This window comes from Streptomyces acidiscabies (assembly GCF_020010905.1).
GTDB classification, from domain to species: Bacteria; Actinomycetota; Actinomycetes; order Streptomycetales; family Streptomycetaceae; genus Streptomyces; species Streptomyces acidiscabies.
In genome coordinates this window covers 4590009-4602563 of record NZ_JAGJBY010000002.1, presented here as the reverse complement: position 1 = coordinate 4602563, position 12555 = coordinate 4590009, and the positions used below count along the sequence as shown (strand labels likewise).

The following is a 12555-nucleotide window of genomic DNA, read 5'->3' as shown; positions in this document are numbered from 1 at the left end:
GCGCCGGGTACGGGGCACGCGGTGAGTCGTACGAGGTGAGAGGGAAAGGGACATGAGCACACCAGTGGTGGGAATGACCGCGGGCATGGCGCTGGCGTTCGCCGGCTTCTTCGGCGGGTTCGGCGCCTTCCTGCTCGTGGCCGCGCTCGGCGGCCTGGGCTGGGCGCTGGGCCGGTGGATCGAGGGCGGCGGCAGCGTCCAGGACGTACGCGACGCGTTCGAGCGGAACCACCGATGACGGCCCCGGCCGAGCGGGGCACCACCACCGTCTCGGAACGGGCCGTGCGCCGGATCGCCGAGCAGGCGGCCACCGAGACACTCCCGCGACGGGGAGCCTCCCGGGCGGCCGGGGCCACGGCGTCCGTGCACGGCGGGCGGGCAGAGTTCTCCCTGGGGATGACGCTGCCCTACCCGGCTCCCCTCGCCGACACCGTGCGGGACGTCCAGCGTCATGTCACCGCGCGTACCGGGCAGTTGACGGGGCTGGACGTGACATCCACGCGGATCACGGTCACCTCGCTGGCCGCGCTCCGGGGACCTGTGTCCCCCGCTCCCCGGAGCGATGAGGGTCGTACGCCCCGCCGTTGGTGGTCCCAGCGCCGGGTCCCCGTCGCCGTGCTCACGGCGACGGCCGCGGCGGCCTGTGGTGCGCTCGCCTTCGACATGGTCCAGGTGCACACCTCTCACCGGGCGGTCGCGCCCTGGCGAGTCCGGGCCGTGGACTGGCTGTCGGGGCACGGGCCCGGGGATCCGGCCGTGGTCGCCGTCGGCGCGCTCACCGCCCTGCTCGGTGCCTGGCTGATCCTGCTCGCGGTGACCCCTGGCCGGCGCCACCAGTCCACGGTCGCCGCGTCCACAGCCCGTGTGGACGCGGCGGTGGACCGTTCCGCAGTGCGGTCGCTGGTCCGTGACTCGGTGGCGGACGTGCCGGGGACCGGAGCGGTACGCGTACGGGTGCGCAGGCGCCGCGTCAGCGTCCGGGCCGGTCTCCGCTTCGGCGACCGGGCGAACACGCGGGACGCCGTCGCATCCGCCGCCGGAACCGCCCTGACCGCCTGCGACCTGCGTCGCGTCCCCCGGCTGCGGGTCACCGTCGTCCCGGAGCCGGTCTGGGGCCCGCCTCTCCATCCGGTGCGGGAGGCACCCCGTGGTCACACTCCCGACCGGCCCGTGCCAATGTCCGCTCGTACCCCGGAAGGCGACATGTGATGAGCCGCGCCCGTACGACCGTCAACCGGACCGTCCTCGCCGCCGCCGGGCTCACCATGCTCCTGACGGGCGGATGGCTCACCCAGACCGGCGGCCCCCTCCGTGAGCGGCTGCCCTCGTGGTGGCCGGCCACGGGCACGGACACCGTCCTGCTGGACCGCACCCGTCTGGCACAGCTCCGTGCCGAAGACTGGTGGACCCCCACCGTCCTGGCAACGACGATCGCCCTGACCGTGCTCCTCGTGTACGGGGCCCTCGCACAGCTCCGCTCGGGCCCGACCCGGCGCCTGGCCCTGCCTGCTCCCGGCTCCGCCGTCCGTACCCAAGCCCTCGCAGAGGCCATGACCACACGCGCCGCGACCGTACCCGGGGTAGCCCGCGCCCGGGCACGCGTGCTGCCCCGCCGACGGCAACGCCTGGACGTCGGTCTACGAGTCTGGCTGCACCCGGGCACACCTCCGCACGCCGTCCTGCCCCCGCTCCACGCCGTGATCACCGAGGCCGAGCGGGCGACCGCGCCGTACACCTCGTACACCCGCATCCGGCTGAGCACGCTGTCGCGCGGGAAGTCCCGTGTCCGCTGAACCGTGGGCGGGGCCGTGTCTCGCGTCGTGAGTAAGCGACCTTGTCCTGCGGCCGACCCGTCACCGTCACCCCCGGCGTGTGCCGCGCTTCGGCGGCCGGGGGAAGAAGCCGCTGGTGCCGGCCCGGTACTCGGCGTAGCCGGGCCGGTCTGCCATGTGCCTTTCCAGTAGCCGCTTTCCGCTGCCCCGGGTCAGCAGCAGGCTCATCGCCAGGGGCGACACGGCGGACACGGCAGCCGCCACCGGGGAGTCGCAGACGAGCAGGAACAGACCCCACCAGACGCAGAAGTCACCGAAGTAGTTGGGGTGCCGGGTCCACGCCCACAGTCCCCGGTCCATGATGCGCCCGCGATGGGCGGGATCGGCCTTGAACCTGGCCAGCTGAGCATCGCCGATCGCCTCGAAACCCACCCCGGCCGCCCACAGCGCGACTCCGGCCCAGGCCAGGAACGACGGCCGGCCGGGCACGTACTGGGCCGCCTGCACGGGCAGGGACACCAGCCACACCAGGGCGCCCTGGAGCAGGTAGACCATGCGCAGGGCGTACGCGTCGCGGCTGCCGGGCGCCTTCGCGAGCATCGCCTCGTAGCGCGGGTCCTCTCGGTGGCCCCGGCCCCGGCGGGCGATGTGCACCGCCAGGCGCAGCCCCCAGACCGCCGTCAGCACGGTCGCCAGCAGCCGCCGTACGGGATCGCCGTGCCCGGCTGACGCCACGAAGGTCACGGCCGCCACCGCTGTGAACCCGATCCCCCAGGCCACGTCCACGATCCGGTGCAGGCCCACGCGGAGCGCGACGGCGAAGGTGACGAGCATGACCGCCAGAGCCGCGGCGGCACCCCAGGCCAGGTTGAGCGCGAACACACTCCACGGGAAGGTGTTCACAGGTCTTCGTACCAAGCGCTTGAGGTGGACGGCATCCCGGCCGCGCCGACGGGTCCCGGCCGTACGGCGAGGATCTGGTCGACGCCCATCCGTCCCTCTTCGAAGGCCAGTGCCGCGCCGACCAGATAGAGCCGCCACAGCCGTGTCTCGCCGAGGGGACGGATGTGCATGTCTGGGGCGATGTACGCCTCGATGAACGCCCCGCCGCCCGGGGCACCCGGCCCCCGCGACATCTGCTGCACCAGCACCCGCCCGCACGGCCGGACGAGCCGGTTGAGTGCGGCGGCGAACGCCGGGTACCCGGCATCGCCGACGTGCTCACCCATCTCGACCGTGGAGACGGCGTCGTATCCGCCACCCCGGATGTCCCGGTAGTCCCGGCATACCACCTCCACCCGCTCGGCGAGCCCGCGCTCGCGCACCTGCCCGCGCACGTGCGCCGCCTGCTCCCGGGCCAGAGTGACGGCGGTGAAGCCGGGCTCGTCGCTCGCCCAGTAGCCGCAGGAATAGGCCATGGTCTCGTCGAGGAGAGGGCCGTAGAAGTCGTTGGACAGGTCGTAGTGGTGGCTGATGACGGCCCGGTCGGTGGACGTCGGCCGGGGCGGGCGCGGGCCCCGCTCCCGCTGGGCCGCCCACATGGTCCGCAGCCCCTCCACGAGGTCGCCCTCGACATCGCGTTCGCCGGTGACGTACGCCTGCGCGAGGCGCAGCGCGTCCTCGACGAAGGCGGTGAGCAGGTGGGCGGCACCGGGCCGGGCAAGGGTGCTCATCGGGCGGGATTCTCCTTGATCTCCTCGTTCTCCTTGGTGAACAGGTACTGCTGGACGTCGAGGTAGCCGGAGCGGAATCCGGCCTCGGAGTAGGCGAGGTAGAAGGTCCACAGGCGGCGGAAGGTCGCGTCGAAGCCGAGGGCGTCGACCTCGTCGGCGCGGTGCGTGAACCGCTCGCGCCACAGCCGCAGGGTCTCGGCGTAGTGGGCGCCGAAGGCGTCCCGGCGGGACAGGTGGAGCCGGGTGTGCTCGCGGGCGGTGTCCTCGATCGCCTCGGTGGAGGGAATGAGGCCGCCGGGAAAGACGTACTTGTGGATCCAGGTGAAGGTGTCGCGGGAGGCGAGCATCCGCGTGTGGGGCATGGTGATCGCCTGGAGCGCCACCCGGCCGCCCGGGGCGAGCCGTTCGTCGAGGGTGCGGAAGTAGGCTGGCCAGAACTCCGCGCCGACCGCCTCGATCATCTCCACGCTGACGACGGCGTCGTACTCCCCGCCCGCCTCCCGGTAGTCGCACAGCTCGACCGCGACGCGGTCCTGGACGCCCGCCGCGCGCACGCGTTCCAGAGCAAGGGCCCGCTGCTCGGCGGAGAGGGTGAGCGAGGTGACGCGGGCGCCTCGGGAGGCCGCGCGCAGGGCCAGTTCGCCCCAGCCGGTGCCGATCTCCAGCAGGCGGGTGCCCTCGCCGACACGGGCGAGGTCCAGCAGCCGGTCGATCTTGCGGTGCTGGGCCGCCGCCATGAGGTCCCAGCTCGCCGGGAAGCCTCGGAAGACGGCCGAGGAGTAAGTGAGGGTGTCGTCGAGGAAGAGGGCGAACAGGTCGTTGGAGAGGTCGTAGTGGCGGCTGATGTTGGCGCGGGAGCCGTCGGGGGTGTTGCGTTCCTCGTGCGGGTGCCGCAAGGCCCACAGTCCGCGCAGGCGTTGCAGCGGGGCCGGGATCAGCTCGGCCAGGTCTTTGGCGAGCACGGTCAGGACGGCGACGAGGTCGGGGGCGTCCCACTCCCCGGCCATGTAGGACTCGCCGAACCCGACCAGGCCGCCGGTGCCGATCCGGGCGTGGAAGGCGGCCGGGTCGCGCACCTCCAGCAGCGGGCCGCCCCGTCCCGCGTCGTCGCGGCCGGCGAACCGGGCCCGCACGGGCAGCCCGTCCAGGGCCCGGCGGACCAACGCGCCGGTCATGGCGGTACGCGGCCACGAGGATGCGGGTACGGCGGCCACGTCCGGCCAGCGCGCGGCATCGACGGGCGTGTCGGCGGTGCTGCGGTGGTCCGCGGTTCTCATGTCACGTTCTCCGGGGTGCGGTGGTCGTCGGGCCGGGGCTGGACGGGCAGGCCCCGCAGGTAGAGGCGGATGCCGTGGAAGCGGATCGCGGCCGACACGGCGAGGGTGGACCACGGATGGCGCACGGCCAGCCGCAGCAGGTTCGGGACGGTCACCGCGCGGCGGATGCCGTGCACAGTGGCCGTGAGGGCTCGGCCGCCCTCGCGGTCCAGGTGCAGAGTCAGGCCGAGCCGGGGTCCCGGGTGCGGCAGCCTCATGCGGTAGCGCCCGTCGACGGGGAAGAACGGCGAGACGTAGAGCTCCTTGTCGGCACGGGCCGTCCCGGTCCCGTCCGGGTGCAGGAGGTAGCCGTGGCGGCCCCCGTAGGTGTTGTGGACCTCGGCGACCACGCAGCGCGGTTCACCGTCGGGGCCATGGCACCAGTAGAGAGTGATCGGGTTGAACACGTACCCGAACACCCGGGCGTGGGTGAGCATCACCACCGGACCGCCCTCCAGGTCGATCCCGTGCCCGGTGAGGAAGGCGTCGAGGCCCGCACGGAGGGACGGCTGGTCGCCGGTGAAGTGGTCGCGCGGGTCGAACCGGGCCAACGGCCGCAGCGGGAGGGGCAGTCGGGGCGGGCGGTCGGGGTCGATGAGCCACATGTACGTGCGGTGGCGCAGCGTGTACCGCCGAGGGGTGGTCCGGACATGGCGGATCGTGCACGTGTACAGGGCGGCGTTCACCAGCGTGCCCCCAGCGCGGCGGCGGCCTCGACGCCGGAGCGGCAGCCGTCCTCGTGGAACCCCCACCCGTGGTAGGCACCGGCGAACACGCAGACGTCACCGGCCAGTTCGGGAAGCCGCCGCTGCGCGGCCACCGACTCGGGCGTGTAGACGGGGTGTTCGTAGACCATACGGGCCAGCACCCGGCCGGGGTCGATACGGTCCTCGCCGCCGAGGGTGACGACGAACGTCTCGGCGGCGTCGAGGCGTTGCAGCCGGTTCATGTCGTAGCTGACCCGTACGCGGTCGGCGCCCGAAGTGCAGGACGGCATGAGGTAGTTCCAGGAGGCGCGGGCGCCGCGGGCACGGGGCAGCAGGCTGGTGTCGGTGTGCAGGAACGTGGTGTTGCGCGAGTAGCGGAACGCTCCCAGCACCTCCCGCTCCCGGTCGGTCGGGTCGGCGAGCAGGCGCAGCGCCTGGTCCGGGTGGACCGCGATCACCACGGCGTCGTACGACTCGGTGGTGCCGTCGACGACGGTCACCTCGGCGCCGTCGTCGTGGCGGCTCACCGCCCGGACGGGGGTGCCGGTGCGGATCTCGCCGATGTGCTTGGCGACCCGGTCGACGTACTCGCGGGAACCGCCGGTGACCGTACGCCACACCGGTGATCCGCCGACCGACAGCAGCCCGTGGTGCTCCAGGAAGCGGAACAGATAGGCGGCCGGGTAGCGCAGGGCGGTGGCGGCGTCGCAGGACCACACGGCCGACACCACCGGCGTCATGAAGTGGGCACGGAAGTAGGCCGAGAAGCCCTCCCGGTCGAGGAACTCGCCGAGGGTGAGGTCCTGTCGCCCCTCACCGGCGAGCAGCTTCCGGGCCGCCCGGTGAAACGCGGGCACCTCGGCGAGCAGCCGCAGGAACGAGGTCCGCAGGATGCTGCGGGGCCGGGCGAGCAGCCCGGCCGGGCCACGGGCGCCGGCGTACTCCAGGCCGCAGCCCTCGCACCGCACCGACATGCTCATCTCCGACTCCTGCGTGGCGACACCGAGTTCGTCGAAGAGACGCAGCAGATGCGGATAGGTGCGGCGGTTGTGCACGATGAACCCGGAGTCCACGCGGTGCGCACTCCCGTCGTACGACGAGGTCAGCTCATGGGTGTGCGCGTGTCCGCCGAGACGGTCGTCCGCCTCGTAGAGGGTGACGTGGCAGGTCCGGCCCAGGATGTACGCGGCTGTCAGCCCCGCCACGCCGGAGCCCACCACCGCTGTCCGCCTCATCCTCTTTCCTCCCAGGCTCGCGATCAGGTCCACGCGTAATCCGGAGCAGGTCGCATCGCGGATTGGCGAGGAGCCGCATCAGATTCCGGGGCCTCGGGGGCGCCCTCGACGCACCGCGAGGCCAAGGGGCAGGGGTGTACAGGACTTGATCACCCACTCGGTACCAGGCTCCCTGTCCGCTCCTCAGGCCGCCCCGAGCACTCTTCTCGCAGCGCCACCGTCTCCGGGTTTCCCCCTGAGCGGTGCGCACGTTGAAGTCGCTGATCACGAAGCTGGCGCGCGTGGACATCGGGATACTCGTGCTGGTCGGAGAGTCGAACGTATGCCGCCGCGGGATCGCTGCAAACGCCCCTCCCCAGCATGGTCGGCGCCGTAGCAGCGAAGAAGCCCGCGTCAGTTCGCGCTCTGGTCGACACAGACGGCTGGGTCACTTCTCGTCGAGCCGTTCATCGGGGATCTCGGCAGCCCAGGCCCGCAACCGTCGGCACACGTTCTCCATCCGACCGCCGTTGATGCCGTATGCCTCGTACCCACGGTCCGGCCAAGACCGCCCGCAACGCTTGGGCGAAGCAACCGGATCGAACTCGGTGTCGTGCCCCGATTCCAACTCCGGCAGTTGCCCACCCGAGTACCGGCCGGAGGCGAGCGCGGCAGGACCGGACCGATCTCCAACACGGCAGGCGGGCGAGCCCTCCAGTCACGCCCGAGCCCGCACCTTGCCCTGGACGTGAAACTGTCAGGACCACATAGTCCCGACGCCTCCGACAGCCCCATCAAAGACCGGTGGATTTCACCCGTCGGCCAGGGTGGCGAGAATCTCTGACGGAGCTTCACGCACGGCTGTCCACCGGGGCTTGCCTCGTCAGCATGAACCGTTCCCCGCAAGCCGTTGAAAGACCAGTTCAGAGCATCACTCCATCGATCCCGTCGCAGAGACGAGACCTCTGACCTACGCATTACAAGTGCGTCGGTGGTGAGGGCAGTGCGGCCGGTCGTCGGTCGCGGGAGTCCGTCCTGTGTCCTCGGCGGACTCACGGAGCCTCTCCCGGGTCTCGCCCGAGCGGGAGCCGCAGTCGCACGAGCGACGGGGGATGCCGTGATGTGGTCCGGATGCGGACTGCTCGGACCGGTTCCTGCGGCAACGAGTCGGTGGAGCAACTCCCCCAGCGCCCGGGAGTCGGAGGGCCGACCGATGCCCGGCTCCCGTCGGGCCATCGAGTCCGCTCGCGGACCGGGGCCCGACGGCCACCGGGCCGAGGGTGGTCGGCTTCCGGTCCTGACGGTCCTTCGGACCCTCGCAGGGGCTGGTCCTTGTGCGGTGGCGGATGCGCATTCGCGGTCTCCTCGGGCCAGGCGCCCACACGTCGCCTGCACCCCAAAAGACCGCGATTTAACCCCGTTTTAGCCACGCCCCACCGGAGAACCTCCGGAGTCTCGTCCGGCAGGGCCGGTTAAAGAACACCTGCATCACACCTAAAACCCGGACCGACCGCCCCCCGCGCGGGAGCCGGCTCGCGCTCCCCGGACCGGGTCTGACCTCGCCTCTTTCAGCAGTCCTTTCAGCGGGCGGCCCCTGCCTCCTCGGGGCGGCAATTGGCGCTGCTTGGCGTTCCCTTGGCGCCGATCCGGTCCTGTAGAGGCGTCCCCCTTTCCCCTGCCTGAGGAGGCGCCAGGTCATGGTTTCCTCCCGTCACGAACACCACCGCACCACCCCCGTTCTGCCGCTGGACACCGTCCGGGAACGCTTCGCCCTGCTGATCACCGAACCCGACACGCTGACCGTGGACGGACACCGCTTCCACGGCCTGCCGCACCGGACGATCCCCCTCGACGAACTGCGCGGCCTGCTCCTCCACCCCGCCTGCCCCCGCCTCACCCGCGACGCCGTATGGACCCACCTCGTACGCCGCTCGCGGCATGACGGCGCCGCCTGGGTCCTGGCCTGCGCCGGCATGGCACTGCCCGCCCTCGCCGGAGTCGCACGACGCCTCTCGGACCGCTTCCCCGGAGAGCCGTCCGACATCCAGGCCGAAGTCCTCTCCGGGTTCCTGGACGGACTCGCCTCCATCGACGTGATCCGCCCCCGGGTCCTGCCGCGACTGCGGTGGGCCGCCTACCGGCAGGGGCATACCGCCCTCACCAAAGCACTGGCCGCCCCCACCCCGGTCGCACCGGGGTTCGGACCGTCCGTCCCCCGACCCCCCTGGGGCCACCCCGACCTCGTCCTCGCACAGGCGGTCCGCGAAGCGGTCCTCACCCGGACCGAGGCCGACCTCATCGGGACCACCCGACTCGACGACACGACCGTCACCGACTGGGCGGACCGACACCGCACCACCCCCAACGCCGCCTACAAAACCCGCCGCCGCGCAGAAGCCCGACTCGCCGCCTTCCTCCACGACGAAACCCGCGACGACCACGACGACGACCCCGCCGCCCGCACGACGATCGAAGCTCCGCCTCTGCCCCGTACGGCCCCGCAGGGAGACCGCCGCACGGAACGCGCAGAGAAATCTGCGCCGGGCATGGCCAAAACCGGCCCGGAATCCGGCCTTTTGAAGTGCGGGGGTTCCACACCCCCTTCCCCTTCCTCTTCGGCTCCGGAGGCGAACTGATGCGACAGGCAACCCTTCTTCGCCACCTCCGCCACGCCGCCGCCCGAGGCCGCGCCGCACTCAACCGGACTGTTGCCCCGGACCGGCACTGGACCCTCTGCTGGCTGCTGACCACGGGGACCGTACTGCTCGTGTGCCTTCTGGGAGCGTCGTCCGCGTCAGCGGCCGGACCCGGACAGACCCTGGGAGCGGCGGCGTCGGTGAACGAGGTCCTCACCAACATCCGCAACTGGATCATGGGCATCGCGGCCACGCTGGCCACCGTGTTCCTGTCGATCGGCGGCCTGCGCTACATGACGGCCGGCGGCGACCCGAGCGAGGTCGAGAAGGCCAAAATCGCCTTCCGGGGCGCCGGCTGGGGATACGGCATCGTCGTACTCGCACCGCTGATCGTCGAGATCCTCAAAGGGATCGTGGGCACCTGATGGACACCCCCTCCGCCCAACCACCCCGTCCCACACCGGCACTTGGCGACCATCCCCCGGTACGGAACCGGCGCAGACGCCGGCGTCTGCGCCGGGCCCTGGTCCTCGGGTCCGTGGTCCTGACGGTATGCGCCCCGGTGTTCACCGCCGTCGCCGACCCGAGCCCGAGCCCCGCCCCGGCACCCGAACCCACCACCTCCGCCACCCCCAGCCCGATACCGACACCATCCGGTACGGCCTCACCGTGCCCAGCGGCGGACTGCATACCGCAGCCCGGTACCTCCCCCTCCCCCGTGCCGACCACCAGCGCGATCACCGGCTTCTTCAAAACGATCGTCAAGTCCGCACTCAACCCCCTACTGGACCAGCCATCAATTATCTCGCCATTCCAACGCAATGGAACCCGAATCGGACAGCCAGCGCGTTTCACCTAGAGGAATTCAAAGCACCTCAAATGACGATCATTTTCAATTCCGCACCCCATCGAAAGATAGAATCGCCGATCCGAAATAGAGGCGAACCAGGTGCACCTAGAAAAATAACAGGAAGTTGAATCGAGAGAGGGATGAACGGGAAAATTAGAAAAAACTCATTCCATGCGGGAAATTCCGCCGACCGGCGACGCACCCGCCCGCCCCACCGCACGTCTCCTCAGGGACCCCTCTGGGTACTTAGAGGTTGTCTCATGTGGCGTGATGTTCGTGCGGCATGATGTCGGTCGTGACTGCCGATCTGTCGAAGCGGCTGGTTCCTGATGAACTCTGGGAGCTGGTCGCCCCGTTGCTGCCGTCGTTCGTCGCTCGACCGCAGGGAGGCGGGACCGCTCCGCGTGATGAGCGGGCCGTGTTCACGGCGGTGGTGTACGTACTGACCAGCGGGTGTGCCTGGCGGCACCTGCCGCCGACGTTCGGTACGTCCCCGGCGACAGCGCACCGCCGGTTCACGGCCTGGACCGAAGCCGGCCTGTGGCGCCGGCTGCACCGGGCCGTGCTCGACCGACTCGGCGCCAGGGGTGAGCTGGACTGGACCTCGGCGATCATCGACGCGGCCTCCGTCCGTGCGAAAAGGGGGGATCACTGACCGGGCCGAACCCGGTCGACCGCGGCAAGAAGGGCAGCAAACTGCACGTCCTGTCCGACGCCCAGGGCATCCCGCTCGCCCTCGCGGTGTCCGGCGCGAACCTCCACGACAGCCAGGCGTTCAAGCCGCTGATCCGGGCGATACCCGCCGTCCGCTCGCGGCGCGGACCACGAAGACGACGTCCCGTCAAGATCCGCGCGGACAAGGCGTACTTCTCCGCCGACCACCTGGCCTGGCTCCGTGAACGGGGCCTGGTCCCGCGCATCGCACGTCCGGGCATCGAGTCCGGCGAGCGACTCGGCCGGCACCGCTGGAAGATCGAACGGTCCATCGCCTGGCTGCTCGGCTACCGCCGCCTCACCGTGCGATACGAGCGGAAGGGATCGCACTTCCTCGCCTTCCTCGGCCTCGCAGCCGCCCTGACCTGCTACAAGAAGCTCGCGAAACTCACCACGTGAGACAACCTCTTAGTTGCGTGGAGCATCGGCAAGAGTTAAAAGCCGTCTGGTCTGCAACAAAGGCGACTCCAGGGGTTTCCTGTCTAATGAGTACCGAGATGGGAATCGAGATGGGCACCGAGAAAGGAAGCCGCACCGGAACCCCAGAGAACCGTCCGATCTCCCGGCAGGAATTTCCAGATCGGCGTGTTCGCCGCCTACGCCACCACACGTGGACGCGCCCTGGTGGACCGGGAGTTGTATCTGCCCAAGTCATGGACCGACGACTGCGACCGCTGCCGGGCCGCCCACGTCCCCGACGAGCGGGCCTTCGCCACCAAGCCCGATCTGGCCAAGGCCATAGTGCTGCGCGCGATCGCCTCGCCACTGCCGATCACCTGGGTGACCGCAGACGCCGCCTACGGTCAGGAGTGGCGACTGCCCCGCATGCTGGAGGAGACCGGCCTGGGACATGTGCTCGCGGTCCCCAAGTCCCAGCAGGTGCCGCACTTCGGACGCATCGATCACCTCTTCTCCCAGGCTCCTGACGAAGCGTGGGAGAAACACTCGTGCGGTGACGGCGCGAAGGGCCCGCGCATCTACCACTGAGCCGCCTTACAGGTCACATCCGTCGAGGACTTCGACGGCGAGATGCCCACCCACCAGCGCTGGGCACTGGCACGCCGCAGCATCAGCAAGCCCGGAGAGATCGCCTACTACCTCGGCCACGCACCGCTCGGCACCACGGTCGAGCACCTGGTCCGCGTCGCCGGGATGCGCTGGGCCATCGAGGAAGCCTTCCAGGCCGCGAAGAACGAGTGCGGCCCCGACCAGTACGGAGTCCGCCGCTACACCGGCTGGACGCGGCACATCACCCTGGCCATGCTGGCGCACGCATTCCATGGCCGCCGATGCCGCAGTAAAAGGGGCAGCAGAAACGGTTCCTGCCTCGCGCCCCTCACCATGGCAGAAGTTCGGCGGCTCCTGGCAACTGTCCACTCACCCATCGCCGTTCACCAACACCTCACCAGCCAACGCGCGCTGACATGGTCACACTGGCGCAGACGACGCCAAGCCGCCGCCCGCCGCTGCCACTATCAGCGGCGGCTGCACACGATCGGGGGGGGCCGTCCGGGAAAGAGAACACGGGCCGACCAACAGCCCACTACACTCATCCAGACCTCCCCTGAACAGGGAAAACGTCAAAGTACTGCTGGAGTATCAGTACTCCAGCCGTAGATCGTGATCTCGATGGTGAGGGGCGTCAAGGCGGCAGGCGCCCAACGTGGATCACC

Annotated in this window: 11 protein-coding genes and 1 pseudogene; 7 read left to right on the top strand and 5 right to left on the bottom strand. The window is 70.6% G+C overall.

Translation table 11 applies throughout. The features are described 5' to 3' along the window. Nucleotides 1-52: 52 nt before the first annotated feature. The 3 genes from J8M50_RS46450 to J8M50_RS46440 are packed head-to-tail and all read left to right on the top strand — an operon-like array spanning nt 53 to nt 1793. The gene (locus tag J8M50_RS46450) at nt 53-238 is read left to right on the top strand and encodes a hypothetical protein (RefSeq protein ID WP_029184736.1); all 186 of its coding nucleotides are present in this window, start codon (nt 53-55) and stop codon (nt 236-238) included. Further along, the gene (locus tag J8M50_RS46445; protein WP_010360936.1) at nt 235-1209 is read left to right on the top strand and encodes a DUF6286 domain-containing Asp23/Gls24 family envelope stress response protein; all 975 of its coding nucleotides are present in this window, start codon (nt 235-237) and stop codon (nt 1207-1209) included. The genes J8M50_RS46450 and J8M50_RS46445 overlap by 4 nt, the downstream gene beginning before the upstream one ends. Beyond that, a complete protein-coding gene (locus tag J8M50_RS46440; protein ID WP_010360938.1) occupies nt 1209-1793 on the top strand; it encodes a hypothetical protein in 585 nt (194 codons plus the stop codon). Before J8M50_RS46445 ends, J8M50_RS46440 begins: the two co-directional genes overlap by 1 nt. A 66-nt stretch (nt 1794-1859) precedes the next feature. On the opposite strand, the gene J8M50_RS46435 is transcribed toward J8M50_RS46440, so the two are convergent. Genes J8M50_RS46435 through J8M50_RS46415 form a run of 5 tightly spaced genes read right to left on the bottom strand, consistent with a single transcriptional unit; the run spans nt 1860 to nt 6703 of the window. Next, nucleotides 1860-2675, bottom strand: coding sequence for a DUF1295 domain-containing protein (locus tag J8M50_RS46435; protein WP_010360939.1), 816 nt, complete (start codon nt 2673-2675; stop codon nt 1860-1862). Then, nucleotides 2672-3445, bottom strand: a complete 774-nt coding sequence (locus J8M50_RS46430) for a class I SAM-dependent methyltransferase (RefSeq protein WP_010360940.1) — start codon at nt 3443-3445, stop codon at nt 2672-2674. The genes J8M50_RS46435 and J8M50_RS46430 overlap by 4 nt, the downstream gene beginning before the upstream one ends. Continuing rightward, entirely contained in the window at nt 3442-4722 is a 1281-nt protein-coding gene (locus J8M50_RS46425) for a class I SAM-dependent methyltransferase (protein ID WP_010360941.1), read from the bottom strand. The genes J8M50_RS46430 and J8M50_RS46425 overlap by 4 nt, the downstream gene beginning before the upstream one ends. Beyond that, nucleotides 4719-5447 carry a DUF1365 domain-containing protein gene (locus tag J8M50_RS46420; protein ID WP_010360942.1) on the bottom strand — a complete coding sequence of 243 codons (729 nt, stop codon included), beginning with the start codon at nt 5445-5447 and terminating at the stop codon, nt 4719-4721. The genes J8M50_RS46425 and J8M50_RS46420 overlap by 4 nt, the downstream gene beginning before the upstream one ends. Further along, entirely contained in the window at nt 5444-6703 is a 1260-nt protein-coding gene (locus J8M50_RS46415) for an NAD(P)/FAD-dependent oxidoreductase (RefSeq protein WP_040838879.1), read from the bottom strand. Before J8M50_RS46415 ends, J8M50_RS46420 begins: the two co-directional genes overlap by 4 nt. Nucleotides 6704-8379: 1676 nt before the next feature. Between J8M50_RS46415 and J8M50_RS46410 the strand changes: the two genes are divergently transcribed. The 4 genes and pseudogenes from J8M50_RS46410 to J8M50_RS50500 all read left to right on the top strand — a co-directional run. After that, on the top strand, nt 8380-9318 hold the full coding sequence (locus J8M50_RS46410) for a hypothetical protein (protein ID WP_010360944.1): 939 nt from the start codon (nt 8380-8382) through the stop codon (nt 9316-9318). After that, complete coding sequence (locus J8M50_RS46405) at nt 9318-9743, top strand: pilin (RefSeq protein WP_223786444.1); 426 nt, start codon at nt 9318-9320, stop codon at nt 9741-9743. Before J8M50_RS46410 ends, J8M50_RS46405 begins: the two co-directional genes overlap by 1 nt. Nucleotides 9744-10454: 711 nt before the next feature. Then, nucleotides 10455-11281, top strand: a protein-coding gene (locus tag J8M50_RS46400; RefSeq protein WP_370516800.1) for an IS5 family transposase whose coding sequence is annotated in 2 segments (ribosomal slippage) — nt 10455-10811 and nt 10814-11281 — 825 coding nt in all. Because the reading frame shifts where the segments join, the coding sequence is not laid out codon by codon here. Nucleotides 11282-11452: 171 nt separating this feature from the next. Then, nucleotides 11453-12305 (top strand): annotated as a pseudogene (locus J8M50_RS50500) (IS701 family transposase); the annotation flags it as partial. Nucleotides 12306-12555 lie beyond the last annotated feature (250 nt).